The 18,729-nt window shown below is 72.6% G+C and carries 15 protein-coding genes; 6 read left to right on the top strand and 9 right to left on the bottom strand.

Features of this window, described 5'->3' with window-relative positions:
• Positions 1-145: 145 nt before the first annotated feature.
• The 5 genes from ABT085_RS28515 to ABT085_RS28495 form a co-directional block, all read right to left on the bottom strand.
• Complete coding sequence (locus ABT085_RS28515; RefSeq protein WP_162469785.1) at positions 146-1,435, bottom strand: citrate synthase; 1,290 nt, start codon at positions 1,433-1,435, stop codon at positions 146-148.
• 232 nt (positions 1,436-1,667) lie between these two features.
• On the bottom strand, positions 1,668-3,926 hold the full coding sequence (gene recD2 / locus ABT085_RS28510) for an SF1B family DNA helicase RecD2 (protein WP_351613901.1): 2,259 nt from the start codon (positions 3,924-3,926) through the stop codon (positions 1,668-1,670).
• Positions 3,927-4,198: 272 nt separating this feature from the next.
• Entirely contained in the window at positions 4,199-5,035 is an 837-nt protein-coding gene (locus ABT085_RS28505) for a sugar phosphate isomerase/epimerase family protein (protein WP_351613905.1), read from the bottom strand.
• A 29-nt stretch (positions 5,036-5,064) separates the two neighbouring features.
• The gene (locus ABT085_RS28500; RefSeq protein ID WP_351613899.1) at positions 5,065-6,216 is read right to left on the bottom strand and encodes a dihydrodipicolinate synthase family protein; all 1,152 of its coding nucleotides are present in this window, start codon (positions 6,214-6,216) and stop codon (positions 5,065-5,067) included.
• Positions 6,213-7,364 (bottom strand): Gfo/Idh/MocA family protein, encoded by a 1,152-nt coding sequence (locus ABT085_RS28495; protein WP_351613897.1) that lies wholly within the window; start codon positions 7,362-7,364, stop codon positions 6,213-6,215. Before ABT085_RS28495 ends, ABT085_RS28500 begins: the two co-directional genes overlap by 4 nt.
• Positions 7,365-7,690: 326 nt before the next feature.
• Here ABT085_RS28495 and ABT085_RS28490 point away from each other — a divergent pair, with 326 nt between their 5' ends.
• From ABT085_RS28490 to ABT085_RS28475, 4 genes are all read left to right on the top strand, one after another.
• Entirely contained in the window at positions 7,691-8,737 is a 1,047-nt protein-coding gene (locus ABT085_RS28490) for a LacI family DNA-binding transcriptional regulator (protein ID WP_351613894.1), read from the top strand.
• Between the two features lie 159 nt (positions 8,738-8,896).
• Positions 8,897-9,829: a bifunctional helix-turn-helix transcriptional regulator/GNAT family N-acetyltransferase gene (locus ABT085_RS28485; protein ID WP_351613891.1), complete on the top strand. Its 933-nt coding sequence runs from the start codon at positions 8,897-8,899 to the stop codon at positions 9,827-9,829.
• Positions 9,830-9,898: 69 nt separating this feature from the next.
• On the top strand, positions 9,899-10,696 hold the full coding sequence (locus ABT085_RS28480; protein WP_351613888.1) for a sugar phosphate isomerase/epimerase family protein: 798 nt from the start codon (positions 9,899-9,901) through the stop codon (positions 10,694-10,696).
• A gap of 110 nt (positions 10,697-10,806) precedes the next feature.
• The gene (locus ABT085_RS28475; RefSeq protein WP_351613885.1) at positions 10,807-12,039 is read left to right on the top strand and encodes an MFS transporter; all 1,233 of its coding nucleotides are present in this window, start codon (positions 10,807-10,809) and stop codon (positions 12,037-12,039) included.
• On the opposite strand, the gene ABT085_RS28470 is transcribed toward ABT085_RS28475, so the two are convergent.
• The 4 genes from ABT085_RS28470 to ABT085_RS28455 form a co-directional block, all read right to left on the bottom strand.
• On the bottom strand, positions 12,023-12,613 hold the full coding sequence (locus ABT085_RS28470) for an RBBP9/YdeN family alpha/beta hydrolase (RefSeq protein ID WP_351613883.1): 591 nt from the start codon (positions 12,611-12,613) through the stop codon (positions 12,023-12,025). The two genes, ABT085_RS28475 and ABT085_RS28470, sit on opposite strands and share 17 nt — an antisense overlap.
• 87 nt (positions 12,614-12,700) lie before the next feature.
• Entirely contained in the window at positions 12,701-13,333 is a 633-nt protein-coding gene (locus ABT085_RS28465) for a GNAT family N-acetyltransferase (RefSeq protein ID WP_351613880.1), read from the bottom strand.
• A complete protein-coding gene (gene aroA / locus ABT085_RS28460; RefSeq protein WP_351613877.1) occupies positions 13,330-14,571 on the bottom strand; it encodes a 3-phosphoshikimate 1-carboxyvinyltransferase in 1,242 nt (413 codons plus the stop codon). The genes ABT085_RS28465 and aroA overlap by 4 nt, the downstream gene beginning before the upstream one ends.
• A 4-nt stretch (positions 14,572-14,575) precedes the next feature.
• Positions 14,576-15,487 carry an EamA family transporter gene (locus tag ABT085_RS28455; RefSeq protein ID WP_351613874.1) on the bottom strand — a complete coding sequence of 304 codons (912 nt, stop codon included), beginning with the start codon at positions 15,485-15,487 and terminating at the stop codon, positions 14,576-14,578.
• 99 nt (positions 15,488-15,586) lie between these two features.
• Between ABT085_RS28455 and ABT085_RS28450 the strand changes: the two genes are divergently transcribed.
• On the top strand, positions 15,587-16,504 hold the full coding sequence (locus tag ABT085_RS28450; RefSeq protein WP_351613871.1) for a LysR family transcriptional regulator: 918 nt from the start codon (positions 15,587-15,589) through the stop codon (positions 16,502-16,504).
• 312 nt (positions 16,505-16,816) lie between these two features.
• A complete protein-coding gene (locus ABT085_RS28445) occupies positions 16,817-18,658 on the top strand; it encodes a glycoside hydrolase family 3 protein (protein ID WP_351613867.1) in 1,842 nt (613 codons plus the stop codon).
• Positions 18,659-18,729 lie beyond the last annotated feature (71 nt).

Here is an 18,729-nt window from a genome sequence, read left to right as displayed (position 1 = left end):
CGGCCCACCCCCCCCCGCCGGCCCCCGGGGGGGTTACCCCCCCCCGGCCTCGGGGACGCCCCCCCCCCCCGCGGCCGGTGGGGGGACCGGCGGCAGGGCGCCTTCTGCTGTCTCAGACCGCTGTCTCAGACCCCTGACGGGGGGCTCAGCGCTCCTCGACCGGCACGAAGTCGCGCTCGACGACGCCGGTGTAGATCTGCCGCGGGCGGCCGATGCGGGAACCCGGCTCCTTGATCATCTCGTGCCACTGGGCGATCCAGCCCGGCAGACGACCCAGGGCGAACAGGACCGTGAACATCTCGGTCGGGAAGCCCATGGCGCGGTAGATCAGGCCGGTGTAGAAGTCGACGTTCGGGTAGAGGTTGCGCGCGACGAAGTACTCGTCGGAGAGCGCGTGCTCCTCCAGCTTCAGCGCGATGTCCAGCAGCTCGTCGGACTTGCCGAGGGCCGAGAGGACGTCGTGCGCGGCGGCCTTGATGATCTTGGCGCGCGGGTCGAAGGACTTGTACACCCGGTGGCCGAAGCCCATCAGGCGGACGCCGTCCTCCTTGTTCTTCACCTTGCGGATGAAGGAGTCGACATCGCCGCCGTTGGCCTGGATGCCCTCCAGCATCTCCAGGACGGACTGGTTGGCGCCGCCGTGCAGCGGGCCCCAGAGGGCGTTGATGCCGGCCGAGATCGACGCGAACATGTTCGCCTGCGAGGAACCGACCAGGCGGACCGTGGACGTCGAGCAGTTCTGCTCGTGGTCCGCGTGCAGGATCAGCAGCTTGTCGAGCGCGGAGACGACGACCGGGTCGAGCTCGTAGTCCTGCGCCGGCACCGAGAACGTCATGCGCAGGAAGTTCTCGACGTAGCTGAGATCGTTGCGCGGGTAGACGAACGGGTGACCGACCGACTTCTTGTACGCGTACGCCGCGATCGTCGGGAGCTTGGCGAGCAGCCGGATCGTGGAGAGGTTGCGCTGCTTCTCGTCGAACGGGTTGTGGCTGTCCTGGTAGAACGTGGACAGCGCCGAGACCACCGAGGACAGCATGGCCATCGGGTGGGCGTCGCGCGGGAAGCCCTTGTAGAAGTTCTTGACGTCCTCGTGCAGCAGCGTGTGCTGCGTGATCTCGTTCTTGAACGAGGTGAGCTCGTCGACGGTCGGCAGCTCACCGTTGATGAGCAGGTAGGCGACCTCCAGGAAGGTGGAGCGCTCGGCCAGCTGCTCGATGGGGTAGCCGCGGTAGCGGAGGATGCCCGCTTCGCCGTCGAGGTAGGTGATCGCGGATTTATAGGCGGCGGTGTTGCCGTAGCCGCTGTCCAGGGTCACGAGACCGGTCTGGGCCCGGAGCTTCCCGATGTCGAAGCCCTTGTCACCGACGGTGCTGTCGATCACCGGGTAGGTGTACTCACCGTCGCCGTACCGCACTACTACAGAGTTGTCGCTCACGTCTTCCCTCACCGACTCTGTGCCTCATCTTCGAGGTTGCCCTGACTGTCTCTACCATCCCCCATTTGGCGCAGGAGAGTGCACTCGGGGTCGACCATTGGGCTTATCGGCGGCACTCAGTGCCGTTAACTTGCTCATCCTGCCCCCTCGCACCCGTAACCGGAAGAGCTCTGTGACCTTCGTGACTCATTTGATCGATCATTTTTTGTGAGCCCTGCCGCGCGGGCGCGGATCAGGCGCCGGCGAGCCGGAAATCCAGTGCTGTGCAGCGCCTTCCCGCCGACACGGTGCGCACGGCCTGCCCGATCGCCTTGCGCGAACCCACCAGCACGACCAGCTTCTTGGCCCGGGTCACCGCCGTGTACAGCAGATTCCGCTGGAGCATCATCCATGCACCGGTGGTGACGGGGATCACCACGGCGGGATATTCACTCCCCTGTGAACGGTGGATGGTCACCGCGTACGCATGTGCCAGTTCGTCCAGTTCGTCGAACTCGTACGGCACCTCCTCGTCCTCGTCGGTCAGGACCGTCAGGCGCTGGTCGACGGGGTCGAGCGAGGTGACCACGCCCACGGTGCCGTTGAAGACCCCGTTCTCGCCCTTCTCGTAGTTGTTGCGGATCTGGGTGACCTTGTCGCCGACCCGGAAGACCCGGCCGCCGAACCGCTTCTCCGGCACGTCGGGGCGGCCCGGTGTGACGGCCTGCTGGAGCAGGCCGTTGAGCGCGCCGGCGCCGGCCGGGCCGCGGTGCATGGGTGCGAGCACCTGGATGTCCCGCCGCGGGTCGAGCCCGAACCTGGCCGGAATACGGCGGGCCGCCACGTCCACCGTGAGCCGGCCGGCCTCCTCCGTGTCGTCCTCGACGAAGAGGAAGAAGTCCTTCAGCCCGTCGGTGAGCGGATGCTGACCGGAGTTGATGCGGTGCGCGTTGGTCACCACGCCCGACTGCTGGGCCTGGCGGAAGACCCGGGTCAGGCGCACGGCGGGGACCGGGCTGCCGTCGGCCAGCAGATCCCTGAGCACCTCCCCCGCGCCGACGCTGGGGAGCTGGTCGACGTCGCCGACGAAGAGCAGGTGGGCGCCCGGCGGCACCGCCTTGACGAGCTTGTTGGCCAGCAGCAGATCCAGCATGGACGCCTCGTCGACCACCACCAGGTCGGCGTCCAGCGGACGGTCCCGGTCGTAGGCCGCGTCCCCGCCCGGCTTGAGCTCCAGCAGACGGTGGACGGTGCGGGCCTCGGCGCCGGTGAGCTCGGCCAGCCGCTTGGCGGCCCGGCCGGTGGGCGCGGCCAGCACCACCTTGGCCTTCTTGGCCCGGGCCAGCTCCACGATCGAGCGGACGGTGAAGGACTTGCCGCAGCCGGGGCCGCCGGTGAGCACGGCGACCTTCTCGGTGAGCGCCAGCCGGACCGCGGCCTCCTGCTCGGGGGCGAGCTCGGCGCCCGTGCGCCCCTTCAGCCAGCCGAGCGCCTTGTCCCAGGCCACGTCATGGAAGGCGGGCATCCGGTCGGCTTCCGTGCGCAGCAGGCGCAACAACTGGGCGGAGAGGGAGAGTTCGGCACGGTGGAAGGGGACGAGGTAGACGGCGGTGACGCTCTCGCCGCCGTCCGCTCCCGGCACCTTCTCGCGTACGACGCCGGGGTCCTCGCCCTCCTCGGGCGGCGCGGCCAGTTCGGCCAGGCAGTCGATGACCAGGCCGGTGTCGACCTGGAGGAGTTTGACCGCGTCGGCGATCAGCCGCTCCTCGGGCAGATAGCAGTGGCCCTGGTCGGCGGACTGGGAAAGCGCGTACTGGAGGCCCGCCTTGACGCGGTCCGGGCTGTCGTGCGGGATGCCGACGGACTGGGCGATCTTGTCGGCGGTCAGGAAGCCGATGCCCCAGACGTCGGAGGCCAGCCGGTAGGGCTGGTTCTTCACCACGGAGATCGAGGCGTCCCCGTACTTCTTGTAGATGCGCACGGCGATCGACGTCGAGACCTCGACGGTCTGGAGGAAGAGCATGACCTCCTTGATCGCCTTCTGCTCCTCCCAGGCCTCGGTGATCTTCCTGGTGCGCTTGGGGCCCAGGCCCGGGACCTCGATGAGCCGCTTGGGCTCCTCCTCGATGATCCTGAGCGTGTCCAGGCCGAAGTGCTGGGTGATGCGGTCGGCGAAGACGGGTCCGATGCCCTTGACCAGCCCCGAGCCGAGGTAGCGGCGGATGCCCTGGACGGTGGCGGGCAGGACGGTCGTGTAGTTCTCGACGGTGAACTGCTTGCCGTACTGCGGGTGGGAGCCCCAACGGCCCTCCATCCGCAGGAACTCGCCGACCTGGGCGCCGAGCAGCGCGCCGACCACCGTCAGCAGGTCACCGGCGCCGCGGCCGGTGTCGACGCGGGCGACCGTGTAGCCGTTGTCCTCGTTGGCGTAGGTCACGCGTTCGAGCACGCCTTCGAGTACGGCCGTACGCCGCTCTCCCGACTCCGGGGGAGCCTCCGTCTGATGGGACATGGTCCGACGGTACCGGCGCGGTCCGACAACGCGGGCGGCCACCGGTTCTCACGGGCACCGGCGATCACGGTCAAGGCACCGGTTCTCGCCGGCGCCGGGGAAACATCGAGGGGGCCCGGTCCGTCGACCCGGCCCCCTCGGATTCCCTCCCCATCAGAACCCCGCGATCCCCCCGGATCCCCTCCAGAAGTCCTGATGCCACGTACGACCCGGCAGGCGGGGGAAGGGTTGTACGGTCCCCGCGGTTTTTTTCCGGCCGTTTCCCGCCCCGCTCAGCGGGCGTCGGCCGGGCGGTCCGCCGCGGGTCCGGGCGGGTTCACGTGCGCGGCGAACCGGGCCGCCGTCTCCGCCAGCACCTGTCTGCCGTCGCGTGCCCACAGCCCCTCGTTGAAGAGTTCGACCTCGATGGGCCCGGTGTAGCCGGCCGCGTCCACGTACCCCTTCCACTCCCGCATGTCGATCGCGCCGTCGCCGATCTGGCCCCGTCCGTCGAGGACGCCGGCCGGCAGCGGGGTGGTCCAGTCGGCGAGCTGGAAGGCGTGGATCCGGCCACCGGCGCCCGCGCGGGCGATCTGCCGGGGCGCCGCGTCGTCCCACCAGACGTGGTACGTGTCGACCGTGACGCCCACCTGGTGCGAGGGGAAGCGCTCCGCGAGGTCCAGGGCCTGGGCCAGGGTGGAGACCACGCAGCGGTCGGCGGCGTACATCGGGTGCAGGGCCTCGATCGCGAGCCGGACGCCGTGGGACTCGGCGTGGGGGCCCAGTTCCGCCAGGGCGTCGGCGATCCGCTCCCGCGCCCCGTGCAGATCCCGGGAACCGGCCGGCAGGCCGCCGCAGACCAGGACCAGGGTGTCCGTGCCGAGCGCGGCCGCCTCCTCGACCGCGCGGCGGTTGTCGTCGAGGGCGGCGGCGCGCCCGTGCGGATCCGCCGCCGTGAGGAAGCCGCCCCGGCACAGGGTGGTGACGGCGAGACCCGCGTCCCGGACCAGCTTCGCCGTCGCCCCCACCCCGTACGCCGCGACCGGTTCGCGCCACAGGCCGACGCCGGGCACGCCCAGTTCCAGGCAGGCGTCGACCAGTTCGGGCATCGACAGCTGCTTCACCGTCATCTGGTTGATCGAGAAACGCTCAAGTCCGGTCACTGGGCCACTCCGTACAGGGCGAGCAGGGTCTTCATCCGCTCCTCGGCGAGCTTCGGGTCCGGGAACAGGCCCAGTCCGTCGGCGAGTTCGTAGGCGCGGGCGAGGTGCGGCAGGGAGCGGGCCGACTGCAGGCCGCCGACCATCGCGAAGTGGCTCTGGTGGCCGGCCAGCCAGGCGAGGAACACCACACCCGTCTTGTAGAAGCGGGTGGGGGCCCGGAAGAGGTGCCGGGACAGCTCGACGGTGGGGTCGAGGAGGTCGCGGAAGCCCGCCGCGTCCCCGGTGTCCAGGACCCGGACGGCCTCGGCGGCCAGCGGGCCCAGCGGATCGAAGATGCCGAGCAGGGCGTGGCTGAACCCCAGCTCGTCGCCCGCGATCAGTTCGGGGTAGTGGAAGTCGTCGCCCGTGTAGCAGCGCACACCGTCGGGCAGGCGGCGGCGCAGGGCGATCTCGCGTCCGGCGTCCAGCAGCGACACCTTGATGCCGTCGACCTTGCCGGGGTGGGCGGCGACGACGTCCAGGAACACCTCGGTGGCCGCGTCCAGGTCGGCCGAGCCCCAGTAGCCCTCCAGCGCCGGGTCGAACATGGGGCCGAGCCAGTGCAGGACCACCGGTTCGGCGGCCTGGCGCAGCAGGTGGCCGTAGACCTCCAGATAGTCCTCGGGACCGGAAGCGGTCGCGGCCAGCGCGCGGGACGCCATCAGGATCGCCCGGGAGCCGGACTCCTCGACGAGGGCGAGCTGTTCCTCGTACGCCCGCCGGATCTCGGGCAGCGTCCCGGCGGTGAGCTGGTCGGTGCCGACACCGCAGGCGATCTCGCCGCCGACCGCCTTCGCCTCGGCGGCGCTGCGGCGGATCAGTTCGGCCGCGCCCGCCCAGTCCAGGCCCATGCCCCGCTGGGCGGTGTCCATGGCCTCGGCGACAGCCAGCCCGTGGGACCACAGATGGCGGCGGAAGGCGAGGGTGGCGTCCCAGTCGACGGCGGCCGGGGAGCCGGGGCCCGCGTCGGCGAACGGGTCGGCGACGACATGCGCCGCCGAGAAGACCGTACGGGAGGTGAAGGGGGCGCCGGGGGTGAGGGCGAGGGGTTCCGTACGGGGTTCGTACGCGCGCAGCCCGCCGTGGCGGTCGGGGAGCCGGAGGGTCACAGCGAGATCTCCGGTACGTCGAGACGGCGGCCCTCGGCCGAGGACCTCAGGCCGAGTTCGGCGAGCTGGACACCGCGGGCGCCGGCCAGCAGGTCCCAGTGGTAGGGGGCGTCGGCGTAGACGTGCCGCAGGAACAGCTCCCACTGGGCCTTGAAGCCGTTGTCGAACTCGGCGTTGTCCGGGACCTCCTGCCACTGCTCGCGGAAGGCCTCGCCGGCCGGGATGTCGGGGTTCCAGACGGGCTTGGGGGTGGCGGAGCGGTGCTGGGCGCGGCAGCCCCGCAGCCCGGCGACGGCCGAGCCCTCGGTGCCGTCGACCTGGAACTCGACGAGCTCGTCGCGGTGGACGCGCACCGCCCAGGAGGAGTTGATCTGGGCGACGGCGCCGCCCTCCAGCTCGAAGATGCCGTAGGCGGCGTCGTCGGCGGTGGCGTCGTAGGGCTTGCCCTGCTCGTCCCAGCGCTGCGGAAGGTGGGTGGCGGTGAGGGCCTGGACGGACTTCACCCGGCCGAACAGCTCGTGCAGGACGTACTCCCAGTGCGGGAACATGTCGACGACGATGCCGCCGCCGTCCTCGGCGCGGTAGTTCCAGGACGGGCGCTGCGCCGACTGCCAGTCGCCCTCGAAGACCCAGTAGCCGAACTCGCCCCGGACGGAGAGGATCCGGCCGAAGAAGCCGCCGTCGACCAGGCGCTTCAGCTTGAGCAGCCCCGGCAGGAAGATCTTGTCCTGGACGACGCCGTGCCGGATGCCCTTCGCGTCGGCCAGGCGGGCCAGTTCCAGGGCGCCGTCCAGTCCGGTGGCGGTCGGCTTCTCGGTGTAGACGTGCTTCCCGGCGGCGATCGCCTTCCTGATCGCCTCCTCGCGGGCCGAGGTGACCTGGGCGTCGAAGTAGATCTCCACGGTCGGGTCGGCGAGGACGGCGTCCACGTCGGTCGAGAGGTGTTCCAGGCCGTGCCGCTCGGCGAGCGCGCGCAGCGCGTGCTCGCGGCGCCCGAGCAGGATCGGTTCCGGCCACAGCACGGTGCCGTCGCCGAGGTCGAGCCCGCCCTGGTCGCGGATGGCCAGGATGGAGCGGACGAGGTGCTGGCGGTAACCCATGCGTCCGGTCACGCCGTTCATGGCGATACGCACCGTCTTGCGTGTCACGTCGGTCCCTTCGTTGGCGCCGAGCGCCCGGTTGCCCTGCTCGTACTGGTAAGCCGCACAGCAAGCGCTTTCTACGCAAGAAGAAGCTAGCCTCTGACCAGTGGTCCGGACAAGGCCGTATCCACTTCGAGTTGTTCGAGGGGGCGAACAACAGGGGGGTGTGGCCGTAAGGTCTGCTCGAACTGCACGAAACCGCGGCTGTGGCTCGTGGGCCTGTGTATCCCCTGTACATGCACTGCGTATGACCTGCGCATGGCCTGTGCCCACGACGACGTACGACGGCGTACGACGAGGTTCGACAAGATGCGCGACCGGAGGACGACGAGATGACGGTGACCCTGGCGGACGTGGCGGCCCGCGCCCAGGTCTCCCCCGCGACGGTGTCGCGCGTGCTGAACGGCAACTACCCGGTCGCGGCCTCCACCCGCGAGCGGGTGCTGCGCGCCGTCGACGAGCTGGACTACGTGCTCAACGGTCCCGCCAGCGCGCTGGCCGCCGCCACCTCCGACCTCGTGGGGATCCTGGTCAACGACATCGCCGACCCCTTCTTCGGGATCATGGCCAGCGCCATCCAGGCCGAGATCGGCGGTCCCGGCGGGCGGGCCGGCGGGGAACGGCTCGCCGTCGTCTGCAACACCGGCGGCTCCCCGGAACGCGAACTGACCTACCTCACCCTGCTCCAGCGACAGCGGGCCGCCGCCGTGGTGCTGACCGGCGGCGCCGTGGAGGACCAGCCGCACGCGGCGGCCGTGGCGGCCAAGCTGCGCAAGCTGACCGAGGCCGGGACCAGGGTGGTGCTGTGCGGGCGGCCGCCCGCACCGGACACCAAGGCGGTCGCGCTGACCTTCGACAACCGCGGCGGCGGACGGCAGTTGACCGAGCACCTCATCGGGCTCGGGCACCGCAGGCTCGGCTACATCGCGGGTCCCGAGGAGCGCACGACCACCCGGCACCGGCTGGAGGGACACCGGGCGGCGCTGGCGGCGGCGGGCATCGAGGAGGATCCGCGCTGGACGGTGCACGGCCGCTACGACCGGCGCTCCGGCTACGAGGCGACGCTGGAACTGCTGCGCCGCGACCCGTCCCTGACGGCCGTCGTCGCCGCCAACGACTCCGTCGCCCTGGGTGCCTGCGCCGCGCTGCGCGAGTCCGGGCTGCGGATCCCCGAGGACGTGTCGGTGGCCGGTTTCGACGACCTCCCCTTCAGCATCGACGCGGTGCCCTCCCTGACGACCGTGCGGCTGCCGCTGGCCGAGGCGGGGGCGCGCGCCGGGCGCATCGCGATGGGGCGGGAGGAGCCGCCGCCGGGGGAGATCGCGACGGTCCGGGGCGAACTGATGGTCCGGGGGTCCTCCGGGGTGCCCCGCAGGTGACCTTGCCGCCGGACGGGCGCGTTCGGGAGGCCGTCCAGCGGGTGCCGTCGGGCCGGTCGTGGCGGGGGATTCGGGGGCTGGTCGTGGCGCGGTGGAGGTTCTACGCTCGGTGAGACCGTTTCTCTGACTGAGTCAGCCATCGGATCACCGGGATCGATCATGACCGTCCAGGACATCCGCACGTTCAACCGCTTCTACACGAACGTCATCGGCGCCCTCGACTACGGCCGCCACCTCTACGCCCCGTACACCCTCACCGAGTCCCGCGTCCTGTACGAACTCGCCCACTCCCCCACCGCGGACGCGGCCGGGCTGCGCATCGGGCTCGCCCTGGACTCCGGCTATCTGAGCCGGATCCTGAACAGGTTCGAGCAGGACGGACTCGTCGAGCGCGCCGCCGCGCAGGACGATCTGCGCCGGCGCCGGGTCACCCTCACTGCCCGCGGCCGGGAGGCCGCCGAACTGCTGGAGGAGCGGGCCCGGGAGACCGTCGGCGCCCTGCTGGCGGACGTGCCGCCCGCCGAGCGCCCGCGCCTGACGGAGGCCATGCGCACGATCCGTACGATCCTGGGCGATCGCGGCGCGCCCCGCGCCGGGGACGTCGTCCTGCGCGAACCGGGCCCCGGCGACCTCGGCTGGATCGTGCAGCGCAACGCCGCCCTGTACGCCGCCGAGTACGGCTGGAACACCGACTACGAGGGGCTCGTGGCGAGGATCGTGGCCGACTTCGCCGAGGACCACGATCCGCACCTGGAGCGGGTGTGGATCGCCGAGCTAGACGGGCGGCCGGTGGGCTGTGTGATGTGCGTACGGGACGAGGCACCCGGCACCGCCCGGCTGCGGCTGCTGCTCGTCGAGCCGGACGCGCGCGGGCTGGGACTGGGCGACCGCCTGGTCACGGCGGTCGTCGCGTTCACGCGCGGGGTCGGTTACCGGGACCTCGTCCTGTGGACCAACGACGTCCTCGCCGCCGCCCGGCGCCTCTACCTGCGGCACGGTTTCGTCCTCGCCGCCGAGACACCCCACCGCTCGTTCGGCAAGGACCTCGTGGGCCAGGACTGGCGGCTGGACCTGCGCGAAGCGGCCGAGTGAGGGCGAAAACGGCCGGGTGAGGGCCGAAGCGGACGCGGCCGGCGGCGATGACGGGTACGGTCGGTGGACATGAAGCTGGCCTTCTCCACCCTCGGTGTCCCCGGCCTGCCGCTCGCCGACGTCCGGCGGCTCGCCTCCGAGCACGGCTATCACGGAGTGGAGCTGCGCACCCACCCGGAGGAACCCGTGCATCCGGGCCTCACCCCCGCCGAACGGGCCGAGGTGGCCGCCGCGTTCAAGGCGGACGGGGTCGAGATCCTCGGCCTGGCGGGGTACGCGCGCGTGGCCGCGCCCGGCGACGACGACGCCGTGATCGAGGAGATCCGCGACCTCCTCACCCTGGCCCGGGACCTCGGCGCGCCGTTCGTCCGGGTCTTCCCCGGCGGCGCCGACGGCTCCCCCGAGGAGGCCGACGCCACGGCCGCGCGCAGGCTGGGCACGGCCGCCGAGTACGCGGGCGACGTCGGCGTACGGATCCTGCTGGAGACCCACGACTCGCACCGCACCGGGGCCGACGCCATCCGCATCCTCGGCCTGGTGGGCCACCGGCACGTGGGGGCACTGTGGGACGTGATGCACACCTGGCTGGGCGGCGAGCAGCCCCTGGACAGCTACGCGGCCCTCTCCCCGTACCTCGGCTACGTCCAGGTCAAGGACATCGCGTCGACCGACGACACGACCCCGCTGGCGCTGGGCGCCGGGGTGCTGCCGCTGGCCGAGTGCGTGGAGGTGCTCTCCCGGCACGAGTGGGACGGCTGGCTGTGCTGGGAGTACGAGAAGCGCTGGTACGAGGCGGCCGCGCCGCTGCCCGGGCTGCTGGACACGGGCCGGGACGAGCTGAGGCGGCTGCTGAACGAGTCGGCGTAGGGCCGCCTGCGGTTGTCGGCGCGGGCCCGCCTGCGGTTATTGGCTCGCGGGGACGGGGGAGCACGGGTTAGCCTCCCCGCCGTGAATCCGCCCGGCCCCGCCGCCCTCTCATGAGTCTGGCGCACGCCCTTCTCGACGTACGTCCGCTGCGCTCCTCCCCCGTCTTCCGGCGGCTGCTGATCGGCCGGACGGTGTCCCTGCTCGGCAGCTTCATGACCATGGTGACCGTGATGTTCCAGGTCTGGGACATGACCCACAGCACGGTCTGGAGCGGTGCGGTCGGCCTGGCGCAGGCACTGCCGATGGCGGCGCTCGGGCTGTTCGCGGGGGCCTGGGTGGACCGGGCCGACCGCCGCCGCGTGTATCTGCTCGCCACCGTAGGCCAGGCGGTCTGCTCGCTGCTGCTCGCCGTGCAGGGCTTCACCGGGCATGTGCCGGTGGCCGTGCTCCTCGCGCTGGTCGCCGCCCAGTCGTCGTTCGGCGCGGTCGGGGCGCCGGCGGCGGGCGTGTTCGTACCGCGACTGCTGCCGAAGGAGCAGGTGGCGGCCGGGCTCGCGCTCAACCAGATCACCGGCCAGGCGATGATGCTGCTCGGCCCTGCGGTCGCGGGCGTGCTGCTGGGCCGGCTGGGCATCGGCACCTGCTACCTCCTGGACGCCCTGAGCTTCGGTCTCTCCTTCTACGGCGCGTTCGGGCTGCCCGCGCTGCCGCCCGAGGGCGAGCGCTCCCGGCCGGGTCTGCGCGGGGTGGTGGACGGGCTGCGGTTCCTGACCGGTCACCGGGCGGTGCGCGGAGCGCTGCTCACCGATCTGGCCGCCACCGTCCTGTCGTTCCCGGTGAGCCTGTTCCCCCTGGTCAACGCGGAGCGCTTCGGCGGCGACCCGGGCACCCTCGGCCTGTTCCTGTCGGCGCTCGCCGTGGGCGGTCTGACCGCCTCCGCGTTCTCCGGCGCGGTCACCCGGCTGGGCCGCCCGGGTCCGGTGATGCTGTGCGCCTCGGCCGGCTGGGGTGCCGCCCTGGTCCTGTTCGGTCTGACCACGGGCCCCTGGACGGGTCTCGGTCTGCTGACGCTGGCCGGTGCCGCGGACACCCTGGCCGTGGTGTCCCGCAGCACCATCGTGCAGACCCGCACCCCCGACGCCCTGCTCGGCCGGGTCACGGCCGCCGAGCAGATCGTCGGGCAGGCGGGCCCCAACCTGGGCAATCTGCGCGGCGGTCTGGTCGCGGGCTGGACCTCCGGGGCGACGGCGCTGATCAGCGGGGGCCTGCTGTGCCTGGCGGCGGTGGCCGCGGTGGCGGCGACGACCCCACAGCTGCGCGGCGGGGCTACGGACGGGGACTGAGCCTGCTGTCGCCGTCCAGGCACCACTCCAGTACGGAGGGCCAGGGGCCGTAGCCCTCGACCAGGGAGAGGTGGCTGGCGCCCGGGAGGATCTCGGCCGGGATGCCGAGCGGGTCGGCGAAGACGGTCCGGGCGCCCTCGGGGCAGTACGGGTCGTCGTCGCCGGCGACGAGCCGGGTGGGGCCCGGCAGGGTCAGGCCGTCCAGGGGCGGCGGGGCGAAGGCCGCGATCTCCGGGTGACCGGCGAGCACCGAGGCGGACGGCGGGGACACCAGCAGGACCCGGTCGACGTCGCCGAGCCCCGGCACCCCGCGCGCGACGGCGTGCAGCCACAGCACGGCGGAGGCGCTGTGGGCGAGCACGACCCGCTCGCCCCCGGCCGGCAGGGCGCGCAGGTGCCGGGCGAGCTCGGCCAGCCACGCCTCCAGGTCGGGCTCGTCGGGATCGGGCAGCTGCGGATACGTCACGTGGTGGCCGCGTTCCCGGAGCCGGTCGGCGAGCCAGTGCTGCCAGTGCTCCTCGGGGCGGCGGTTCTGCCAGCCGTGGAGGACGAGGTAGGAAGACGTCGAGGTCATGCGCGCGATGGTTTCCCGATCATGGCCCGGGGTCCAGCCCCGGTCCGCTCCATGGACGGTCCGGACCATGGTCGGCGGGGTCGGCGGTCATGCCGTCCGGGACAGGAACCCGGCCACCCGCCGCTCCAGTCGCTCCCGGCACTGCGGCCACTCCTGCTCCGTGACGGAGAAGATCGCGGAGTCGCGCAGCCGGCCGTCCTCGCCCGGGGCCCAGGAGCGGGACCAGTTGCGCAGCACGCCCTCGAAGCGGGCGCCCACGCTCTCGATGGCCGCGCGGGAACGGCTGTTGCGGGCGTCGGTCTTCAGGTCCACCCGGGACACGCCCCACTCCTCGAAGGCGTGCCGGAACAGCAGCAGCTTGGCCTCGGCGTTCACGCCCGTGCCCTGCGCCGAGGCGGCGAGCCAGGTGAAGCCGACCTCGACGGCGTCGAGGCGGTCCTCGTCCACCCAGTACCGCGGTTCCCAGTACGAGGTCGCCCCGACCGCACGCCCGGAGGCGAGGGACACCTGCGCGTAGGGCGCGAGCCGGCCCGTCGCCGCGCGGGCCAGCTGCGTTTCGATGTAGGCCTCGACCTGATCGGCCCTGGGCACCCAGGTGAAGTCGTAGGTCTCCCGGTTCTCCTCCGCCGCCCGCGCGAGATCGGCGGCGTGGCCGTGCCCCAGCGGCTCCAGGCGTATGAGCGCGCCCTCCAGGACCGGACCCTCCAGCTTGTCGCTCACCGCACGATGTCCCTTCTCAGCTCCGCGAACGCCTCGTGGAAACCGGGGAAAGTCTTGCGGACGCACCCGGGGTCGTCGAACGAGATTCCGGGCACCCGCAGTCCGGTGACCGCGAAGGACATCACGATACGGTGGTCGCCGTACGACGTGATCCGCGCGCCCCTCGGTCCGGGCGCCCCCGGCCGGATCTCGATCCAGTCCGCTCCGGTGGCCACGTCGACGCCGAGCTGCCGCAGGTTGTGCGCACAGGCCTCCAGCCGGTCGCACTCCTTGATCCTGGTGTTCGCCACGTCCTCGATGCGCACCGGTCCGGAGGCGAACGGCGCGATCGCCGCGAGCGTCGGCATGGTGTCGGAGATGTCCCGCATGTTCACCGTGACACCGCGCAGTTCGCCGGTGCCGCGCACCCGGGTGCCGTCCGGTCCCGTGGCCACCTCGGCGCCCATCCGCCGCAGCACCTCCACGAAGCCCAGGTCGCCCTGGAGCGCGCCCGTGCCGAGGCCCGGGACGGTCACCTCGCCGCCGGTGACGGCCGCCGCGGCGAAGAAGTAGCTCGCGGTCGACGCGTCGGGCTCGATCGCGTACGTCGTGGCCCGGTAGCCGCCCGGCGGGACCACGAACACGTTCCCCTCCCGTGCCACCTCGACCCCGAACGCCCGCATCATCGCGAGGGTGATCTCCACATAGGGCGCCGAGACCAGGTCGGTGACCCGGATGCGCAGGCCCTTGCGGGTCAGCGGGCCGAGCAGCAGCAGGGCCGTCAGGTACTGGGACGACTGGCCCGCGTCCAGGACCACCTCGCCGCCCTCGACGCCCGCCGCCGTGACCGTCAGCGGGTGGTGCCCCTCCACCTCCTCGTGCCGCAGGTCCACGCCGAGGTCGCGCAGCGCCCGGGTGAGCGGCAGCAGCGGACGGCGGCGCATCTGGGGCGAGGCGTCGAAGCGGTAGGTGCCGCGGCCGACGGCCGCCAGGGTGGGCAGGAAGCGGGCCGTGGTGGCGCCGTCCCGGCAGTGGACCTCGGCCTCCGCGGCGGCGGGCCCCTGCGGGCGGCCGTCGACCTGCCAGGCGCCGGGGGTGCGGCCGAGGCGGTAGCCGAGCCGGGTCAGGCCTTCGGCGAAGCCCTCGGTGTCGTCCGAGCGCAGCGGCCGCAGCAGGGTCGTGACCCCGTCGGCCGCCGCCGCCAGGAAGAGGGCACGGGCGGTGATGGACTTGGAACCGGGGATGTCGACACGGGGCATGGACTCATGATCCCGCCGGGGTGGGCTCGGGGGCGGGCACGTCCACGGGATGGACCGCGTGTCGCGCGGGCGCCAGGGACGTCAGCGCCACCCCGCCGACCAGAAGCGCCGCCGCGCACCAGCCGAGCGGGCTCACCGACTCGTCCAGGAAGAGGGCCGCGGACGTCATCCCGAAGACGGGGACGAGCAGCGAGAAGGGGGCGACCGCGGAGGCCGGGTGGCGGCGTAGCAGCCACCCCCAGGCGCCGAAGCCGAAGACGGTGCTGACCCACGCGACGTAGCCGAGGGTCCCGGCGCCCTGCCAGTCGAACGCGCGCAGGGCGTCGTAGTCCCTGGTGGGGCCCTCCAGCAGCAGGGACAGGGCCAGCAGGGGCAGGACCGGGACCGTGCTGACCCAGACCATGAAGTTCAGGGCGTCCGGGGGTGCGGCCCTGCGGGTCAGGACGTTCGAGGCGCCCCAGCAGACGGCGGCCGCGACGACCAGGGCGAAGGCGCCGAGCGGGCCGGAGGTGCCCTCGTCCGCGGCGGCGACGCCGATGCCGGCGAGGGCCACCAGCATGCCCGCGGCGCGCACGGCGGTGGGGCGCTCGCCGAGCACCGCGAAGGCGATGAGCGCGGTGAACACCGCCTGGATCTGGAGGACCAGGGAGGACAGTCCGGCGGGCATGCCCGCGTCCATGCCGACGAACAGCAGCCCGAACTTGGCGACTCCCAGCACCAGGCCCACGGCCGCGATCCACTTCCACGCGACCTTCGGGCGGCCGACGAACAGGACCGCCGGGACGGCCGCGACCAGGAAGCGCAGGGCCGAGAAGAACAGGGGCGGGAAGTGGTCGAGGCCGATCTCGACGACCGTGAAGTTCACGCCCCAGACGGCGGCGACGAGGACGGCGAGGGCAAGGTGCGCGGGTTTCATGGAATCGAGGATCACTTCCCCGGACCGTGTAGCACCAGCGATGATTGCTGCACGGTTGGATGTAGCAACACTGATGAATGAAGGAAGGGGCGGGGGGACATGCTCGATCTCCAGCGCCTGCGCGCCCTGCACGCCGTGTCCGTCCACGGCACCGTCGGAGCGGCCGCCACCGCGCTCGGGTACACCCCGTCGGCCGTCTCCCAGCAGATCGCCAAGCTGGAGCGGGAGACCAGGACCGTGCTGCTGGAGCGGGAGGGGCGGGGTGTGCGGCTCACCCCCGAGGCGCATCAGCTCGCCGCCACCGCACGGCAGTTGCTCGCCATCGTGGAGCGGGCCGAGACCGAGCTGGAGGAGCGCCGCGGGGCGCCGGCCGGGCGGCTGAGCGTGGCGGCGTTCGCGTCGGCGGCGCGCGGTCTGCTGCCTTCGGTGCTCGCCGACCTCGCCGGGCGGCACCCGGCGCTGGACGCGCGGCTCACCGAGGTCGACCCGCATCTGTCCGTGGACCTGGTCGCCAAGGGCGCCGTGGACCTCGCGGTGACGCACGACTGGGACATCGCGCCGCTGCCCGCGCCGGCCGGGGTGGAACAGGCGGTCATCGGGGACGACTTGTGCGATCTGCTCGTGCCTTCGAGGCATCCGTTCGCCGGGCGGAGCGCCCTGCGGCGGGAGGAGCTGGGCGGCGAGCGGTGGATCTGCCAGCCGCCGGGCCGGGTCTGCCACGACTGGCTGGTACGCACGCTGCGCGCGGCCGGGCACGAGCCGGACCTGGTGCACCAGGCCGAGGAGAACCCGACGCTGATCGCTCTCGTCGCGGCCGGGCTGGGCGTCGCCCTCGTCCCCCGGCTCGGGCGCGGCCCGCTGCCCGAGGGGGTCGTTGAGGTGCCGCTGGACCCGATGCCGGTGCGCCGGCTGTACGCGGTGTGGCGCGCGGGGGCGGCCCGGCGGCCGGCGATCGCGGAGACGGTGCGGGTGCTCCAGGCCCACTGGCCGCGCGTGTCGGCCCACACGTCCCGCTGAGCGCACCCGTACCGACTTGCGGGAATCCGGCGGGAGCCGGGAACCCGGGCCGCGCCCCTCACGTCCAAGCGCCGGACTGCCGGACGAGTCACCGCGGTGCGGTGTCGGCCTCGCCACAGGCTGCGAAGCGCTGACCACCCTCTCAGCCGTACCGCGGCCGGCAGCACGCCGTCATCGGCGCGCCCCCCTCCAACAGCGCCGATGGCGGCTCCTCCGCGGCTACTGTGCACTCCCTTGACCGGAAGAAACTTCCCGGATATTGGTGATTCCTTGGAAGTTTCCTTCAGCGGTTCTCCTTCGGAGGGAGCGCACGTGCCCGACACCAGCACGGCAAGCACAGGAAACACCGCCCGTCCGTCCAGACGCACCGTCCTCGCCGTGGCGGCCGGCGCCACCGCCTCGCTGACGGCCGCCGCCCCGGGGTACGCGGCCGGGCACGACGACCGGACCGACCGGAGCGTCCGTGCCCTGCTCTCCCGCATGACGCTGGAGGAGAAGGTCGGCCAGCTGTTCGTGGCGCGGGTCTACGGTCACTCGGCCACCGCGCCCGACCAGGCCGACATCGACGCCAACCTCGCCGAGATCGGCGTGCGCACCGCCGCCGAGCTGATCGCCAAGTACCGGGTCGGCGGCATCATCTACTTCGCCTGGGCGCACAACACCCGCGACCCGCACCAGATCGCGGACCTGTCGAACGGCATCCAGACCGCCTCCCTCGCGCAGCCGCGCGGTCTGCCGGTGCTGATCTCCACCGACCAGGAGCACGGCATCGTCTGCCGGGTCGGCGCGCCCGCCACGCTCCTGCCGGGCGCGATGGCCGTCGGTGCGGGCGGGTCGCGCGCCGACGCCCGCACGCTCGGCCGGATCTCCGGCGCCGAACTGCGCGCGATCGGCATCCGCCAGGACTACTCCCCGGTGGCCGACGTGAACGTCAACCCGGCCAACCCGGTCATCGGCGTACGGTCGTTCGGCGCCGACCCCGACGCGGTGGCGGGGCTGGTCACCGCCGAGGTGCAGGGGTATCAGAGGGCGGGTGTGGCCGCGACGGCCAAGCACTTCCCCGGGCACGGCGACACGGCCGTCGACAGCCACTTCGGCTTCCCCGTCATCACGCACAGCCGCGAACTGTGGGAGCGGCTGGACGCGGTGCCCTTCCGGGCGGCGATCCGGGCCGGCATCGACTCCATCATGACCGCGCACATCATGGTGCCCGCGCTGGACGACTCCGGCGACCCGGCCACCCTCTCGCACCCGATCCTGACCGGCATCCTGCGCGGTGAACTCGGCTACGACGGAGTGGTGGTGACCGACGCGCTCGGCATGGAGGGCGTGCGCACCAAGTACGGCGACGACCGGGTGCCGGTGCTCGCGCTGAAGGCGGGAGTGGACCAGCTCCTCGACCCGCCCTCCCTCGACGTCGCCTGGCACGCCGTGCTGAACGCGGTGCGCGGCGGCGAGCTGACCGAGGCCCGGCTCGACGAGTCGGTCCTGCGGGTGCTGCGGCTGAAGGCGAAGCTGGGCCTCTTCGAGGATCCGTGCGTCGACCGGGCCGGCGTGGACCGCACGGTCGGCACCGCGAGACACCTCGCGGAGGCCGACCGGATCGCCGAACGGACGACGACGCTGCTGGTCAACGAGGGCCGGGTGCTGCCGCTGTCGCGCCGCCGCCACAACCGGGTGCTGGTCGTCGGCGCCGACCCGGCGTCCCCGTCGGGCACCACCGGCCCGCCGACGGGCGTCCTGGCGCACGCCCTGGCCGAACTCGGCTTCACGGCGACGGCGTTGTCCACCGGCACCACCCCCTCGGCCGCGGTGATCGCCCAGGCGGTCGCGGCGGCCGCCGACGTGGACGCGGTTGTCGTCGGCACGTACAACGTCACCGCGGCGAGCAGCCAGCGGGCCCTGGTGGAGCAACTGGCCGCCACCGGCAGGCCGGTGGTCGCCGTCGCCGTCCGCAACCCCTATGACATCGCCCAACTCCCGTCCGTACGAGCCTGCCTGGCGACCTACTCCTGGACCGACGTCGAACTGCGGGCCGCCGCACGGGTGATCGCCGGGCGGGTGGCGCCGCGCGGACGGCTGCCGGTGCCGGTCCCGCGGGCGGACGATCCGGCGCAGGTGCTGTACCCGACCGGGCACGGGCTGACGTACTAGAGCCGCACCGGGCAGGGTGGCCCGCCTGCCCCGCGGTGCCGGGCACGGCCTGTCGCAGCGCCCCAACGGAA

This window comes from Streptomyces sp. NPDC002265, assembly GCF_040296125.1.
Taxonomy (GTDB): Bacteria; Actinomycetota; Actinomycetes; order Streptomycetales; family Streptomycetaceae; genus Streptomyces.
The sequence above is the reverse complement of the archived record's forward strand: the minus strand, read 5'-3'. Positions and strand labels throughout refer to the sequence as shown.

Bases quoted from the DNA above. Each gene is read 5' to 3' on its own strand.
- ABT085_RS28475 (WP_351613885.1), top strand. From the start codon at position 10,807: ATGAGTCTGGCGCACGCCCTTCTCGACGTACGTCCGCTGCGCTCCTCC.
- ABT085_RS28470 (WP_351613883.1), bottom strand. From the start codon at position 12,613: ATGACCTCGACGTCTTCCTACCTCGTCCTCCACGGCTGGCAGAACCGC.
- ABT085_RS28480 (WP_351613888.1), top strand. From the start codon at position 9,899: ATGAAGCTGGCCTTCTCCACCCTCGGTGTCCCCGGCCTGCCGCTCGCC.
- ABT085_RS28505 (WP_351613905.1), bottom strand. From the start codon at position 5,035: ATGACGGTGAAGCAGCTGTCGATGCCCGAACTGGTCGACGCCTGCCTG.
- recD2 (WP_351613901.1), bottom strand. From the start codon at position 3,926: ATGTCCCATCAGACGGAGGCTCCCCCGGAGTCGGGAGAGCGGCGTACG.
- ABT085_RS28455 (WP_351613874.1), bottom strand. From the start codon at position 15,487: ATGAAACCCGCGCACCTTGCCCTCGCCGTCCTCGTCGCCGCCGTCTGG.
- aroA (WP_351613877.1), bottom strand. From the start codon at position 14,571: ATGCCCCGTGTCGACATCCCCGGTTCCAAGTCCATCACCGCCCGTGCC.
- ABT085_RS28485 (WP_351613891.1), top strand. From the start codon at position 8,897: ATGACCGTCCAGGACATCCGCACGTTCAACCGCTTCTACACGAACGTC.
- ABT085_RS28450 (WP_351613871.1), top strand. From the start codon at position 15,587: ATGCTCGATCTCCAGCGCCTGCGCGCCCTGCACGCCGTGTCCGTCCAC.
- ABT085_RS28490 (WP_351613894.1), top strand. From the start codon at position 7,691: ATGACGGTGACCCTGGCGGACGTGGCGGCCCGCGCCCAGGTCTCCCCC.